The organism is Sodalis sp. RH19 (assembly GCF_047324215.1).
Taxonomy (GTDB): domain Bacteria; phylum Pseudomonadota; class Gammaproteobacteria; order Enterobacterales; family Enterobacteriaceae; genus Acerihabitans.
Genome location: NZ_CP178734.1, coordinates 5,698,233 through 5,712,796, shown reverse-complemented (window position 1 = coordinate 5,712,796; position 14,564 = coordinate 5,698,233). Strand labels below are relative to the sequence as shown.

Genomic DNA, 14,564 nt, shown 5'->3' with positions numbered 1-14,564 from the left:
TTCAGCGGATAATACCCCGTTGCGAACGGGCCAGGAAATCGGTAAAGGCGGAAATCACCGGATGCTGGACCGCCATGGCGTCGAGTTCGGGTTTTACTTCATCCAGGGTCTTGCCGCTGCGATAGATAAGCTTATACGCGGCGCGAATGGCGTGTTGGGCTTCCTTATCGAAACCGCGGCGCTTAAGCCCTTCGATATTAATGCCGAACGGCGTGGCGTGATTGCCCTGGGCGATGACAAACGGCGGCACGTCCTGGGCCACGCCCGAGCAGCCGCCGACCATAACATGGGCGCCGATGCTGCAAAACTGATGCACAGCGGTCAGGCCGCCGATAATGGCGTAATCGCCCACCGAGACATGGCCGCCCAGGGTGGCGTTATTGGCCAGGATACAGCGATCGCCGATAACGCAATCGTGAGCGATATGGGTATTGATCATCAGTAGATTATCGCTGCCGATGCGGGTCACTTCCCCGCCCTGGGCGGTGCCGCGATGCACGGTCACGCTTTCGCGGATGCTGTTGCGATCGCCGATTTCAACACGGGTGGGTTCGCCGGCGTACTTCAGATCCTGGTTCACTTCGCCGATGGAGGCGAACTGGTAGATCAGGTTATCTTCACCGATCTTGGTAATGCCGTTGATGACGATATGGGATTTCAGCACCGTGCGGGCGCCAATCTCGACCTGCGGGCCGATAAAGCAAAACGGCCCGATCTGTACACCGGCATGAATGATGGCGCCGTCTTCAACTATGGCACTGGGATGGATAAAGGCGGATTGATCAATCACGTTTTCAGGACTCCCGACGACGGGCGCACATCATTGACGCTTCGCAAGCGATCTCGCCGTCCACCTTGGCAACCCCCTGGAAACGAGCAACTCCGCGGCGCTCTTTAATGAATTCGACTTCAAGGATCATTTGGTCGCCTGGTTGCACCGGGCGTTTAAAGCGCGCGTGATCCACCGCTGCAAAATAGTATAGCTCACCCGGCTCCAGCTTACCGACGCTCTTAAAAGCCAGGATACCCGTTGCCTGCGCCATCGCTTCCAGGATTAGCACACCGGGGAAGATGGGTTTGCCGGGGAAATGTCCCTGAAAAAACGGCTCGTTAAAAGAAACATTTTTCACCGCACGCAGGAATTTCCCTTTTTCAAAATCCAGCACCCGGTCCACCAGCAAAAAAGGGAAACGGTGCGGCAATAGTTCTAATATCTCTTCTATCTGCAGAGTATGAGCATGAGTGTCATTAGTCAAAATACTCTTCCTGTCTGAAAAAACGATGGCATTAACAACACGGCCTGCAACAATCCCACACAGGACAATTTAGCAGGCCGCAAATAAAAAATGTCTTGCCAGGCTTTAAGTGCCTGAACGCGCATAATTATCACTATCTGGCGAAGGCGATTAGTTTTTTGCCAGGTTTCGCTCGATAGCTTTCAACCGCTTGCTGATCTCGTTGATATTCATTACTAACGCTGCGGTCTTGCGCCACACTTTATTGGGTTGCAGCGGAATACCCGAGGAGTATACGCCAGGTTCAGTGATAGGTCTCATCACCATTCCCATGCCGGTGATGGTCACTTTGTCGCATATTTCCATATGGCCGTTGATGACGCTGGCGCCGCCAATCATGCAATAGCGGCCTATTCGCAGGCTGCCGGCCATAATAACGCCGCCCGCAACCGCGGTATTGTCGCCAATTATGACGTTATGTGCAATCTGGCACTGGTTATCAATGATGACGCCATTGCCGATAATAGTGTTATCCAGCGCGCCGCGATCGATGGTGGTGCAGGCGCCAATTTCAACCCGATCGCCAATTTCAACCGTGCCCAGTTGGGGAATCTTAATCCAGTTGCCGCGATCGTTGGCATAACCGAAACCATCGGCGCCGATAACGGTGCCCGACTGGATCAGGCATTTTTCGCCGATGCGCACTTCATGATAAACGGTGACGTTGGCCCACAGCTGGGTGCCCGCGCCGATGACCGTATTTTTACCGATAAAGCAGCCCGGACCGATAACCACGTTATCGCCCAGGATCACGCCGGATTCAATGACCGCGTTGGCCCCGACGGCCACCTGGCTGCCAAGCTGCGCGTCGGCTGCAATGACCGCGCTGGGGGCGATATCCTGTGCGGCGGCGGGCGTGGTATTTAGCAATTGCGCCATATGCGCATAGGTCAGGTAGGGATTTTTAACCACCAGCGCGGCGCTGTGGCAAAAGGGCAGGTCGGCTTCGGTAAGAACGATCGCGCCGGCCTGGCAGGAAGCAAGTTTTTCACGAAAACGGCTATCAGCCAGAAACGTAATCTGGTCCGCCTTGGCGGAGCCCATGGAAGCAATGCCGGTGATGACAAGAGAGCCATCACCGTGCAATTGTGCATCCAACTGCTGCGCTAAATCAGCAAGTCGAATTGATGGCATGACTTATTTAACCTGTTTTAACACATCAGCCGTAATGTCATTGGCAGAACCGGCATACGCCACGGCGTTGGCATCGATAACGATGTCATAACCTTGTTTGCTGGCGACGGCTTTCACCGCATCCTGAATACGGCTCAGGATTTTATTGCGTTCTTCACCCTGACGGCGACGATTGTCCTGTTCAAAGGCCTGCGCCTTGCCGGAGAAGTCTTCACGTTGCGCCATGACTTCCTTCTCCAGACGGCTGCGATCGGCGGCTTTCATGGTAGAGCCGTCACGTTGCAGGCGCTGCATTTTGGTCTGCAGATCACGTTCCTGCGCTTGCAGGTCGGTTGCCCGGCCCTTGAACTCATTTTCGAGTTGTTTAGCGACAACAGCGCGCTGAGGAGACTGCTGAAAGATATTGGCAATATTGACAACAGCAATTTTATCAGCAGCTTGCACGCTGGCTGAGGCAGCCAATGCTAATCCGAGGCCCGCGGCATACAACCACTTTTTCACTATAAACTCCTTAACACTACATTTAAGTTTGAAAACATTTCAACGCGGCAGGAACTAACACCCAAACCGGCGGCATGGCCGCCGGTCATGTCATTCAGGCTCCGTTCGCTGCCTTGCATGGTGCCTGCGCTGTGAATCGACGCAATGTTACCACGTTTTACCGATATTAAACTGGAACTGCTCCGCCTTATCGCCATCGTACTTCTTGACCGGCTGGGCATAAGAGAATACCAACGGCCCGAGCGGAGACATCCACTGCAGGGCAAAACCGCTGGAAATGCGGATATTACCCGGATTACTGTAGTCAGGTACGTTGTATTGCCGGGTCTGCGCGGTGTTTTCCCACGCGGTGTCCCAGACGGTGCCGCTGTCCACGAACAGCGAGGTACGTACCGAGTTGGCGTATTTCGGGCTGATAAACGGCGTCGGCACGATAAGCTCGGCGCTCAACAGCGCCATGGCGTTGCCGCCCACCGCATCGCTGGATTTATCCAGCGGGCAATCGCCAAGCGACGACTCGCCGCCGCCGCACTTATAATACGCCGCTTTCGGCCCGATGGTATTGGACCGGAAACCACGCACGGTGCTGGAACCGCCGGCGTAGAAGTTATCGTAGAACGGCATTTCCTTGCTGCCGATGCCATCGGCGTAACCCGCGCGCCCACGGCCCATCAGCACCCAGCTGCCGGAGTCGGTCAGCGGCACATAGCTGGTGGTATCGAAAGTCACCTTGTAGTATTCGTTATCCGAACCCGGCACGGTGACCTTGCCGGTCAGGCTGGCGCTGGTACCCGATGTAGGGAAATAGCCCCGATCCAGGTTGCTGTAATTCCAGCCGGTGGTCAGGAAGAAATCATTGGCGCTGAAATCAGCGTCGTTGTCTTTCTTCTCGCCCGCCACGACCTTGGGTTGGAAACCGGTGGATTCCAGGTAACGCCACATGGCAATCTGCGGATACATATTCGACAGATCGTTATGGACATAATCCACGCCCAGGCGCAGCGCACTGGTTTCACTGATCGGGAAACCGAGCGTGGTGCCTAAGCCATAGCTCCTGTTGGTGTAATCCGACAGGTCGGCGTTATCGGCGTCGAAGTTATTGTAGAAAATGCGCCCGCCGAGACTGACGCCGTCCACCGTAAAGTACGGGTCGGTCAGCGAAAGTTCGGCATAGGTCTGGTAATCGTTCTTGGTGCCGCTGAAACCAACGGAATTACCGGTGCCCAGCCAGTTGTCCTGCTGGATGCCGAACTGGAAGCTGACGCCGCTCTCGGTGCCGAAGCCCACGCCGAAGTTGATGCTGCCGGTGTTGCGCTCCTTCACCTTGTACGTCACGTCCACCATATCATCGGTGCCGGGAACACGCTGCGTGTCCACGTCAACCGTTTCAAAGTAGCCCAGGCGGTTCAGGCGCTCCTTGCCCTGATCCACCAAGTTGCTGCCAAGCCAGGCGCCTTCCATCTGGCGCATTTCGCGCCGCAACACCACGTCTTTGGTGATATCGTTGCCTTCGAACTTCACGTGCCTGACGTAAAAACGGTTGCCCGCGTCCACATTGACATGGAGTTTGACGGTTTTGTCGGCGTCGTTGATTTCCGGTTGCGTCACCACGCGCGGATAGGCATAACCATAACGGCCCAGCAGCTGCTTGATGTCGTTTTCCATCTTGGTGACTTTCGCGCCGCTGTACAGCTCGCCCGGCTTAACGCGCGACAGGGCGTCGATCTCGGCGGAGTGGCCGGCCAGGTTGCCGTTGACCACGGTGCCCGACAGGGTGTACTGCGCGCCTTCGGTGATATTCAGGGTGATATAGATACCCTTTTTGTCCGGCGTCAGGCTCACCTGGGTCGAGTCGATATTAAAGCGGGCATAGCCCCGGTCAAGGTAGAAGCTGCGCAGGGTCTCGAGATCGCCCGCCAGTTTCTGCTTCTGGTATTTACGATCGCCGACCACGTTCCACCACGGCACTTCATCGCGCAGCTGGAAGCGCGAAACCAGTTCGTCGGTGGTGAAGGCATGATTGCCGACAATGTTGATTTGCTGGATCTTGGCGGAAACGCCCTCGGTAAAGACCAGTTTTAAATCTACCCGGTTACGCGGCAGCGGCGTGACCACGGCTTTCACCGACGCGCTGTATTTACCGACGCTGTAGTAGAAATCCTCCAGCCCTTTCTCGATGTTGGAAATCGTGGTGCGGTCCAACGCCTCGCCGACGCGCACGCCGGAAGCCTCGAGATTCTGCTTGAGCATATCCTCCTTCACCGCCTTGTTGCCGGAGAAGGTGATACTGGCAATAGTGGGACGTTCCTTGACCTGAACGAGCAGTGTGTCTCCATCACGCAGCACCCGGACATCCTCGAAGTTCCCGGTGGCAAATAAGGCGCGGATAGTATTGCCGATATCTTCATCACTGGCCGTGTCTCCGACACGTACCGGCATACTGAGTAACGCCGCACCGACGGCGACCCGTTGCAGTCCTTCGAAATGAATGTCCTTCACTACGAACCCGTCTGCACCGTATACGGTGGCGCTGCTAAGAAGCAGCGACGCTATGAGCAACTTTTTCATCGCCATCGTGGTTATGCGTTCTTCCTAACATAATCCCCGGCGCTAGAGCCGGGAGAAATCATTGAAAAGAGCAAGGCCCATTAACAGCACCAGCAAAATCGAGCCGATACGATAACTGAAATCCTGCACTCGTTCGGAAACCGGCCCCCCCTTAAGCTTTTCTATCGCCAGGAAGAGCAAGTGACCACCATCTAACACCGGTAACGGGAACAGGTTGATGATACCCAGGTTGACGCTGATAAGCGCCAGGAACATCAGGTAGTAGATCAAACCATATTCCGCTGACATCCCCGCGCCTTGGGCTATTGATATCGGCCCGCTCAGGTTGTTCAGCTTAACATCTCCCGTGACCAGTTTGCCTAGCATACTGACCGTCAATTTCATCAGTTGCCAGGTTTTTTCGCCAGCCTGATAAAACGCGGGAAACAGGCCGTACTGGCGTATCGTTTTGTATTCCTCGGGCAGGGGCGTCACTTTCGGCACCACGCCCGCGAAGCCTTCCACTTCGCCTTTACCTACCGACTTCTCGTCGGGCACCAACGTCACCGGCAGGCTTTCACCCTGTCGGTCGATTTCCAGGGCCAGCGGCTTGCCGGGATTATCCCGCACCCGCATGACGAAATTCTGCCAGCGGCCGATAGGCTGACCATCGACTTTAACGATCCTGTCGCCCGCTTGCAAACCGGCTTTTGCCGCCGCCGATGCATTTTGCACCTCGGCGAGCACCGGTTCTATCTGCGGACCCCGGGGAATAATCCCCAACGCGATGATAGGATCCTGCTTATCCGGTTCAAAATCCCACCCGCGCAGATCGAGTATCTTCCGTTCGATATGGGAAGACCCGAAAGGCGCCACCCCGACGCTGGTCTGGCCGTCGCCAATCTTGCCGATAAGCTCCAGCCGCACCGAATCCCAGTCAGGCGTTTCGATACCGTCAACCGACTTTAGTTCCATGCCGGGCGAAATATCGGCCTGCGCGACGATAGAATTGGGGGTAACCTCACCGATTACCGGACGAAAACTCGGCACGCCGATCAAAAATACCAGCCAGTAGGCAAACACCGCAAAAATAAAGTTGGCGATGGGGCCGGCGCTGATAATGGCGGCGCGCTGCCAAACCTTCTTGTGGTTAAACGCTTCATGCCGGCGTTCGGGGGCGACGGTATCCACCCGTTCGTCCAGCATTTTCACATAGCCCCCCAAGGGGATGGCCGCGATAACATACTCGGTGCCGCGCTTATCCCGATGACGCCACAGCGCGCGGCCGAATCCGATGGAGAATCGCTCCACCGTAACACCGCACCGGCGGGCCACCCAGAAGTGACCGAACTCGTGCACGGTGATCAATATACCCAACGCAACGATAAATGCGGCGAGACTCCAGAGAAAGTGCAACATGATAACTCCTGGCCCCTCGATTAAATAGCTCTAAAAATCAGCAGCATTAAACAGGCGAAAACCGGCACCGCGGCGGTCAGGCTATCGATGCGGTCCAAGATGCCGCCGTGCCCCGGAATCAGGTGCCCGCTGTCCTTGATACCGGCCTCGCGTTTAAACATGCTTTCCGTTAAATCGCCCAGCACCGACGCCAGGGCGGCAATCACCGAGCACAGCAGCAGGCTGAGCGGCAGCGCGTCCAGCGGGGCGTATTTGCCGAACAGCCAGGAAATGACGGCCGAGGTCACCAGCCCGCCCGCCAGGCCTTCCCAGGTCTTGCCGGGAGAGACCTTCGGCGCCAGCTTATGCTTGCCCAGCGCGCGCCCGAAAATATAGGCGCCCGAGTCGGCCCCCCACACCAGCAGCATCACATACAGCAGCCACCAGGCGCCGGTAAAATGATTCACCGCGTAGTGGTACTGGCGCAGGGTGAGCATGCCCCAAAAAAAAGGCATGATGGTCAGGACGCCGAACACGAGACCGCAGCGCGCATGAATGGCGCCAGAACGCGGCGGAGCGCGGATAGAACAGCACCAGCACCAAGGCCGCGGCCCACCACGCCAGAGAGGCTCCCAGCGCGTATTTCACCATGGTGGCGGTGACGAACGGATGGTAATCCGGAATAGTGAACATCATTAACGCCAGCAGCAGCCCGCACAGAATAGCCAGCCAGATGCGCTGGCTTCGGGTCGCCAGGCCGGCAAGCTGCCCCCATTCCCACGCCGCCAGCATGCAGACAACGAGCGTAACCAGCGCAAACCCCAGCGGGGGCAGTAAAAAGATCGCGGCGATAACAACAGGTATCAGAATAAAGGCAGTGATCAAGCGAGACTTCAGCAAAAATCCCCCCTAGGACGCGTTGGCATCATTAGGCGTAGTTCCTCCGAAGCGCCGCTCACGTTGAGCAAAAGCATTCAGCGCACCTTCAAAAACGTCTTCGTCAAAATCCGGCCACAGCACATCGGTAAAATAGAGTTCGGCATAGGCTATCTGCCATAATAAAAAATTACTGATGCGATGTTCTCCGCCGGTGCGAATTACCAAATCCACCGGCGCGAGTTCATTGAGGCAGACATGCCGGCACAGGGCGTCCTCATCTATCTGGTCGGGACGCAATATCCCTTCCTGCACTTCTTCGGCCAGTCGCTTCACGCCCTGAATAATATCCCAACGGCCGCCATAATTCGCGGCAATATTGAGGGTTAAGCCAGTGTTATTTTGCGTCAGGGCCTCTGAGCGGCGGATTCGCTCCTGCAAACGCAGGCCGAAACGGCTAGTATCGCCGATAATACGTAAACGAACGTTATGTTTATGCAGGCTTTTTACTTCGCTGTCCAATGCCCTGACGAATAATTCCATCAATGCGGACACCTCCTGCGTCGGCCGGTTCCAATTTTCGCTGCTGAAGGCATAGAGCGTCAGAGCATCAAAATGATGGCTGACGGCAAAACTGACCGCGCGACGGACTGACTTCACCCCCGCTTTATGCCCGAAGATGCGTAATCTTCCCCGGCTTTTCGCCCAACGTCCGTTGCCATCCATGATGATGGCCACGTGACGGGGAGTGGATGATGACAGAATAGTAGCCTCGTGCTGATTTTCGGACGACATAACGCTTACGTATTTCCTCAATAAGAATACAACCGTCTTTCCGGAACAGTAGGCCCCGAATGCGCAAAAAAGCCGTGTACTCACACGGCTCACTCCGGATTTCTTATGGCCAGCCATCATCCTGGAGACAATTGGCGCTGACTATATCATTTCAGCAGCGGCGGAACAAATCAGGCCGCGACCGACGCAACGACCCGCGCCGGCTGATTTTACTGCATAAAAGCGGCCATTTCGCGCTCCGCCACGCTTCTGGCCTCGGCGTCAATCGCCACGACGTCGTCCACGCTCTCCGGTTCCGGCAATACCATCCGTTCAAGCGTAGCGCGCACCAGGGGGGCGATGGCGGTAAAGCGCACCCGCCCCTGCAAAAACGCCGCCACGGCTATTTCGTTGGCGGCATTCAGCGTCGTGGTGGCCGCCTGGCCGCGTTCGCAGGCGTCTATCGCCAATTGCAGGCACGGGTAGCGCGCTTCATCGGCCCGCTCGAAGGTCAGCCCGCCGATGCGGTAGAAATCGAGCGCCTCGACCCCGGCCGCCACCCGCTCGGGATAGGCCATCGCGTGGGCGATGGGGGTGCGCATATCCGGCGAACCCAACTGCGCCAGCACGCTGCCGTCGCGATAACGCACCATGGAATGAATCACCGACTGCGGATGCACAATCACTTCCATTTGCGCCGCCGAGGCGTTGAATAACCACCGCGCCTCGATATACTCCAGTCCTTTGTTCATCATCGTCGCCGAATCAACGGAGATTTTGCGCCCCATCGACCAATTGGGGTGGGCGCAGGCCTGATCCGGCGTCATGGCGTCCAGTTCAGACAGGGCCGTGGTGCGAAACGGGCCGCCGGAACCGGTGAGGATGATGCTCGACACGCCATGCGCCTCCAGGGAAGCGTACCCTAACTGACGCTGAAATGGTTCGGGTAAACTCTGAAAAATCGCATTATGTTCGCTGTCCACCGGTAATAGTTGCGCTTTGCTCTGGCGAACCTCGTTTATAAACAGCCTGCCGCAGGTCACCAGCGCCTCTTTATTGGCCAGCAGCACGGATTTACCGGCGCGGATTGCCGCCAGGGTCGACGGCAGCCCCGCGGCGCCCACGATGGCGGCCATCACCAGATCGACCCCGTCGAGAGCCGCCAGTTCGCAGGCGGCCCGCGGCCCCGCCATGACCTCGGTGGCGCTCCCCGCCTCATGCAGGAGGCGTTTGAGCTCACGCGCCGACGCCTCGTCGGCCATACAGGCATACGCGGGACGAAAAGCCAGGCATTGTCGGGCCATGACGGCGCTGTTTCGTCCGGCCACCAGGGCGCGCACGGCGAACTTTTCCGGATTTTGCTGAACAACGGCCAGTGTGCTGGTTCCAACCGAACCAGTGGAGCCGAGAATCGTCAAATTTCTCATGAGGTACTCTGGACAACCGCGTGTTAAAAATAAAGAAGGCACAGTAGTCTGGAACGTTGCGCAACATTTGTCTATGACGTTGCCGACAAAAAAAACCGCGGCGGACAAACAATATAATTGATTGGCCGCCGCGGCGTGTTTGACGGGCCGGCGCGCTGCCGGCCCCTGCAGGCCGGCATGACGTCAGCGTAGCGCCGTTAGCTTAGATTTCCATTAACTCGGCTTCTTTGTCGGCCAGGGCGCTGTCGACCTTCTTGATAAAGGCATCGGTCAGCTTCTGGATATCATCCTGCGAACGGCGATCCTCGTCTTCGCTGATTTCTTTATCCTTGAGCATGGCTTTGACTTTATCGTTGGCGTCGCGGCGCACGTTGCGCACCGATACCCTGCCCTGCTCGGCCTCGGCGCGCACGATCTTGATCAGATCACGGCGGCGTTCCTCGGTCAGCGGCGGCAGCGGAACGCGGATCACGGTGCCGGCGGACGAGGGATTCAGGCCCAGGTCGGAGGCCATGATGGCTTTTTCCACCGCGGCGCTCAGGGAGCGATCGAATACGGTAATGGCCAAAGTGCGTGAATCTTCGGCCACCACGTTCGCCAGCTGGCGCAGCGGCGTGGACGTACCGTAATATTCGATCTGAATACCATCAAGCAGGCTCGGAGACGCTCGGCCGGTACGGATTTTGCCGATGTGGTTTTTGAATGCTTCTACGCATTTTTCCATGCGTTGCTCTGCATCTTTGCGGATTTCATTAATCACGTTGCGAACCCTTGGAAACTGGTTATCCGGGCGGGCTTAAGCTTACGTCAAGCCCGTGATAGTCTGACCAGCCGCAGCCAGTCGTGTCTATTATTGCCGTAAAATCGGCATGATACTGTAACCTGGCGAACAAATGCTACTTGGTAATGAGCGTGCCTTCCTTCTCGCCCATCACCACCCGCCGCAGCGCGCCGGGTTTGTTCATATTGAATACCCTGATGGGAATATTATGATCCCGCGCCAGGGTAAACGCCGCCAAATCCATCACTTTCAGCTCCTGCTCCAGGACGTCCTGGTAGCTGAGCTGTTCATACAGTGTAGCATCAGGGTTTTTCACCGGATCGGCGGAAAATACGCCGTCCACCTTGGTGGCTTTCAGCACCACGTCGGCTTCGATCTCAATGCCGCGCAGGCAGGCGGCGGAGTCGGTGGTGAAGAAAGGATTGCCGGTACCGGCGGAGAAGATGACCACGCGGTTGTTGCGCAGCAGGCTGATGGCCTCGGCCCAGCTGTAGTTATCGCACACGCCGTTAAGCGGAATGGCCGACATCAGCCTGGCGTTGACATAGGCGCGATGCAGCGCGTCGCGCATCGCCAGCCCGTTCATTACCGTCGCCAGCATGCCCATATGATCGCCGACCACGCGATTCATCCCCGCCTGGGCCAGTCCCGCGCCGCGAAACAGATTGCCGCCGCCTATCACCACGCCGACCTGGATGCCCAGCTCGACCAGCTCCTTCACTTCCTGGGCCATGCGATCCAGGACGCTAGCGTCGATACCAAAACCTTCTGCGCCTTGCAGGGCTTCACCGCTCAATTTAAGCAGGATACGCTGGTATACGGGTTTTGCATTGGTTGCCATTTGTTCTGTTCCTAAGCAGCGATAACGAGATGGGCGGATCCGACTGCTGGACCGCGCGTTGCAGTTTTTATGCGGCAAAAGTCCCCTGACTTTATTTCAGCTCATAAAAAGGAACCGCCTGATGGCGGTTCCGGAGTTCTAATTTAAGACTGTTTGCTCATGGCGGCAACTTCGGCGGCGAAGTCGACTTCCGCTTTTTCGATGCCTTCACCCACTTCAAAACGGATGAAGTCGGCAACAGTGGCTTTATGCTCTTCGAGCAACTGGCCCACGGTCTTGCTCGGATCCATCACGAAATGCTGGCCGGTCAGGGAGATTTCGCCGGTAAACTTACGCATGCGGCCTTCAACCATTTTCTCGGCGATTTCACGCGGCTTGCCGGACTGCATGGCGATATCCAGCTGGATCTGGTGCTCACGGGCCACCACGTCCGCCGGTACGTCTTCGGCATGGACATATTCAGGCTTGCTGGCGGCGATATGCATGGCAATATGCTTGACCAGTTCTTCGTCGGCGCCGGTAGCGGCCACCATAACGCCGATACGCGCGCCGTGCAGGTAAGAACCCAGCACGTCTCCCGCCAATGCGGCTACGCGGCGGATATTGATGTTTTCGCCGATCTTGGCAACCATCGCGGCGCGCTGATCTTCAAATTTGGCTTTCAGCGTCTCGATATCCGTGATGCGTTCGGCCAGGGCCGCGCTGATCACTTCGTCGCCGAAGGCTTTGAATCCGCCGTCTTTGGCCACGAAATCGGTTTCACAGTTCAGCTCGACGATAACGCCGTATTTGCCGTCGGCGGCGATTTTAGTCAGGATGATGCCTTCGGCGGCAACGCGGCCCGCTTTCTTGGCGGCCTTGGCCTGACCGGATTTACGCATGTTGTCGATAGCCAGCTCGATATCGCCTTGAGCTTCAACCAGCGCTTTTTTACATTCCATCATGCCTGCGCCAGTGCGTTCACGCAGTTCTTTCACCAGGGCGGCGGTAATATCAGCCATTATTTTTTCCTCGTTATCCCATGAGGGGGGATAGGTAAAAAAGAGGGCCTGAAGCCAGGCCCTCTAACCAACATAGTTAAAACTTGGTTAATAAGGGCTCAATGAAGAGCATGCCTTATTACTCAGTTTCTACAAAGCTTTCTTCGGCCTGTTCAACCAGGTCCTGAGAGCGGCCTTCGCGAACGGCGGTGGCAACGGCGGTCAGGTACAGGTTGATGGCGCGGATGGCGTCATCGTTACCCGGAATGATGAAGTCCACGCCGTCCGGATCGGAGTTGGTATCAACGATAGAGAACACCGGGATGCCCAGGTTGTTCGCTTCTTTGATAGCGATGTGCTCGTGCTCGGCATCGATAACAAACAGCGCGTCAGGCAGGCCGCCCATATCCTTGATCCCGCCCAGGCTGTTTTCCAGCTTGGCCAGTTCGCGAGTGCGCATCAGCGCCTCTTTTTTGGTCAGCTTTTCGAACGTGCCGTCCTGGGACTGGGTTTCCAGATCCTTCAAACGCTTGATGGACTGACGAACCGTTTTCCAGTTGGTCAACATCCCGCCTAACCAGCGATGATTCACGAAGAACTGATCGCAGCTGTTGGCAGCTTCTTTTACCGCTTCACTTGCCGCGCGCTTGGTGCCGACAAACAGAATTTTACCCTTGCGGGAGGCAATTTTGTTCAATTCGGCCAGGGCGTCGTTGAACATCGGTACCGTCTGCTCAAGGTTGATGATGTGTACTTTATTACGCGCACCGAAGATGAAAGGCTTCATTTTCGGATTCCAGTAACGGGTCTGGTGACCGAAATGTACACCCGCTTTGAGCATGTCACGCATGGAAACAGTAGCCATGATTAAACCTCTTGTTAAAGTTTGGGGTTATGCCTCCACGTGTCCCATACGACCGACCCCGCCTTACTGGCCAAGGCACCCCGGCGCATGTGCCGACACGTGTGTGTAATTACACAATTGAGTTTAGTTGATCTGAACGGCGCATAGGACCAAAATACTCTACGCCGATCGTCGGCGCGCTTTATACCATAATCCGCGCCCGGACTCCACTCTTTGTTCAGTCACGGCACCGGCACCAAATGATAATTTGGCAGTCTTATGGCTGGACTGGTAACATTATCCTCTACTTAAGCTTAATCATAATTTGTCGACTTTCACGCCGACTGTGGATCTATTCATGGCCATTCCAATTAAAAATTCCGATGATATCGCCAAAATGCGCGTTGCCGGCCGGCTTGCCGCTGAAGTGCTGGAAATAATCGAGCCCTATGTTGTCCCGGGCGTCAGCACCGGCGAGCTCGATCGCCTGTGCCATGAGCATATCACCGTTCATCAGCACGCCATTTCCGCCAGCCTCGGCTATCACGGTTACCCGAAGTCCGTCTGCATTTCGGTTAACGAAGTCGTGTGCCACGGCATTCCCTCGGATGAAAAAATACTTAAGGACGGCGATATCATCAATATCGACGTGACGGTCATTAAAGATGGCTTCCACGGCGACACATCGAAAATGTTTATCGTCGGCAAGCCGACCATCCTCGGCGAGCGCCTGTGCCGCATCACCAAGGAGAGCCTGTACCTGGCCATCAATATGGTGAAGCCCGGCATTCGCCTGCGCACGCTGGGCAAGGCCATCCAGCAGTTTGTCGAGGCGGAAAATTTTTCCGTGGTGCGCGAATATTGCGGGCACGGCATCGGCGAGGGTTTTCACGAAGAGCCGCAGGTCCTGCACTACGATGCCGATGACGGCGGCGTGATACTGCAGCCGGGCATGGCGTTTACCATCGAACCCATGGTCAACGCCGGCGACTACCGCATCCGCACCATGAAGGACGGCTGGACGGTAAAGACCAAGGATCGCAGCTTGTCGGCGCAATACGAACATACTATTGTGGTCACCGACAGCGGTTGTGAAATCATGACCCTGCGCAGCGACGATACGCTGCCGACGGTCATTACGCACGCGGCCTGATTGTTAACCGCGC

Annotated in this window: 13 protein-coding genes and 1 pseudogene; 1 reads left to right on the top strand and 13 read right to left on the bottom strand. The window is 56.4% G+C overall.

Going from position 1 to position 14,564, the window contains the following annotated elements:
• Window position 1: 1 nt before the first annotated feature.
• The 13 genes and pseudogenes from lpxA to rpsB all read right to left on the bottom strand — a co-directional run bounded on the left by lpxA (window position 2) and on the right by rpsB (window position 13,419).
• Window positions 2-790 carry an acyl-ACP--UDP-N-acetylglucosamine O-acyltransferase gene (gene lpxA, locus ACL2XF_RS25785; protein ID WP_410013725.1) on the bottom strand — a complete coding sequence of 263 codons (789 nt, stop codon included), beginning with the start codon at window positions 788-790 and terminating at the stop codon, window positions 2-4.
• Between the two features lie 4 nt (window positions 791-794).
• Window positions 795-1,256 (bottom strand): 3-hydroxyacyl-ACP dehydratase FabZ, encoded by a 462-nt coding sequence (gene fabZ, locus ACL2XF_RS25780; protein ID WP_331119968.1) that lies wholly within the window; start codon window positions 1,254-1,256, stop codon window positions 795-797.
• A gap of 150 nt (window positions 1,257-1,406) precedes the next feature.
• Window positions 1,407-2,429: a UDP-3-O-(3-hydroxymyristoyl)glucosamine N-acyltransferase gene (lpxD, locus tag ACL2XF_RS25775; protein WP_410013724.1), complete on the bottom strand. Its 1,023-nt coding sequence runs from the start codon at window positions 2,427-2,429 to the stop codon at window positions 1,407-1,409.
• Between the two features lie 3 nt (window positions 2,430-2,432).
• Window positions 2,433-2,930: a molecular chaperone Skp gene (skp, locus tag ACL2XF_RS25770; RefSeq protein ID WP_410013723.1), complete on the bottom strand. Its 498-nt coding sequence runs from the start codon at window positions 2,928-2,930 to the stop codon at window positions 2,433-2,435.
• Between the two features lie 147 nt (window positions 2,931-3,077).
• Entirely contained in the window at window positions 3,078-5,504 is a 2,427-nt protein-coding gene (bamA, locus tag ACL2XF_RS25765) for an outer membrane protein assembly factor BamA (protein ID WP_410013722.1), read from the bottom strand.
• 36 nt (window positions 5,505-5,540) lie between these two features.
• Window positions 5,541-6,896 carry a sigma E protease regulator RseP gene (gene rseP, locus ACL2XF_RS25760; RefSeq protein WP_410013721.1) on the bottom strand — a complete coding sequence of 452 codons (1,356 nt, stop codon included), beginning with the start codon at window positions 6,894-6,896 and terminating at the stop codon, window positions 5,541-5,543.
• Window positions 6,897-6,916: 20 nt separating this feature from the next.
• Window positions 6,917-7,775 (bottom strand): annotated as a pseudogene (cdsA, locus tag ACL2XF_RS25755) (phosphatidate cytidylyltransferase).
• A gap of 9 nt (window positions 7,776-7,784) precedes the next feature.
• Window positions 7,785-8,546: a (2E,6E)-farnesyl-diphosphate-specific ditrans,polycis-undecaprenyl-diphosphate synthase gene (ispU, locus tag ACL2XF_RS25750; protein WP_410013719.1), complete on the bottom strand. Its 762-nt coding sequence runs from the start codon at window positions 8,544-8,546 to the stop codon at window positions 7,785-7,787.
• A 209-nt stretch (window positions 8,547-8,755) separates the two neighbouring features.
• Window positions 8,756-9,952 (bottom strand): 1-deoxy-D-xylulose-5-phosphate reductoisomerase, encoded by a 1,197-nt coding sequence (ispC, locus tag ACL2XF_RS25745; RefSeq protein WP_410013718.1) that lies wholly within the window; start codon window positions 9,950-9,952, stop codon window positions 8,756-8,758.
• A gap of 202 nt (window positions 9,953-10,154) precedes the next feature.
• Window positions 10,155-10,712, bottom strand: coding sequence for a ribosome recycling factor (gene frr, locus ACL2XF_RS25740; protein WP_410013717.1), 558 nt, complete (start codon window positions 10,710-10,712; stop codon window positions 10,155-10,157).
• A gap of 136 nt (window positions 10,713-10,848) precedes the next feature.
• Window positions 10,849-11,574 (bottom strand): UMP kinase, encoded by a 726-nt coding sequence (pyrH, locus tag ACL2XF_RS25735; RefSeq protein ID WP_410013716.1) that lies wholly within the window; start codon window positions 11,572-11,574, stop codon window positions 10,849-10,851.
• A gap of 143 nt (window positions 11,575-11,717) precedes the next feature.
• The gene (gene tsf / locus ACL2XF_RS25730) at window positions 11,718-12,575 is read right to left on the bottom strand and encodes a translation elongation factor Ts (protein ID WP_410013715.1); all 858 of its coding nucleotides are present in this window, start codon (window positions 12,573-12,575) and stop codon (window positions 11,718-11,720) included.
• Window positions 12,576-12,693: 118 nt separating this feature from the next.
• On the bottom strand, window positions 12,694-13,419 hold the full coding sequence (gene rpsB, locus ACL2XF_RS25725; protein WP_410013714.1) for a 30S ribosomal protein S2: 726 nt from the start codon (window positions 13,417-13,419) through the stop codon (window positions 12,694-12,696).
• Window positions 13,420-13,756: 337 nt separating this feature from the next.
• Between rpsB and map the strand changes: the two genes are divergently transcribed.
• Window positions 13,757-14,551, top strand: coding sequence for a type I methionyl aminopeptidase (gene map / locus ACL2XF_RS25720; protein WP_410013713.1), 795 nt, complete (start codon window positions 13,757-13,759; stop codon window positions 14,549-14,551).
• Window positions 14,552-14,564 lie beyond the last annotated feature (13 nt).

Bases quoted from the DNA above. Each gene is read 5' to 3' on its own strand.
- lpxD (WP_410013724.1), bottom strand. From the start codon at position 2,429: ATGCCATCAATTCGACTTGCTGATTTAGCGCAGCAGTTGGATGCACAA.
- bamA (WP_410013722.1), bottom strand. From the start codon at position 5,504: ATGGCGATGAAAAAGTTGCTCATAGCGTCGCTGCTTCTTAGCAGCGCC.
- rseP (WP_410013721.1), bottom strand. From the start codon at position 6,896: ATGTTGCACTTTCTCTGGAGTCTCGCCGCATTTATCGTTGCGTTGGGT.
- ispU (WP_410013719.1), bottom strand. From the start codon at position 8,546: ATGTCGTCCGAAAATCAGCACGAGGCTACTATTCTGTCATCATCCACT.
- ispC (WP_410013718.1), bottom strand. From the start codon at position 9,952: ATGAGAAATTTGACGATTCTCGGCTCCACTGGTTCGGTTGGAACCAGC.
- pyrH (WP_410013716.1), bottom strand. From the start codon at position 11,574: ATGGCAACCAATGCAAAACCCGTATACCAGCGTATCCTGCTTAAATTG.
- tsf (WP_410013715.1), bottom strand. From the start codon at position 12,575: ATGGCTGATATTACCGCCGCCCTGGTGAAAGAACTGCGTGAACGCACT.
- rpsB (WP_410013714.1), bottom strand. From the start codon at position 13,419: ATGGCTACTGTTTCCATGCGTGACATGCTCAAAGCGGGTGTACATTTC.
- map (WP_410013713.1), top strand. From the start codon at position 13,757: ATGGCCATTCCAATTAAAAATTCCGATGATATCGCCAAAATGCGCGTT.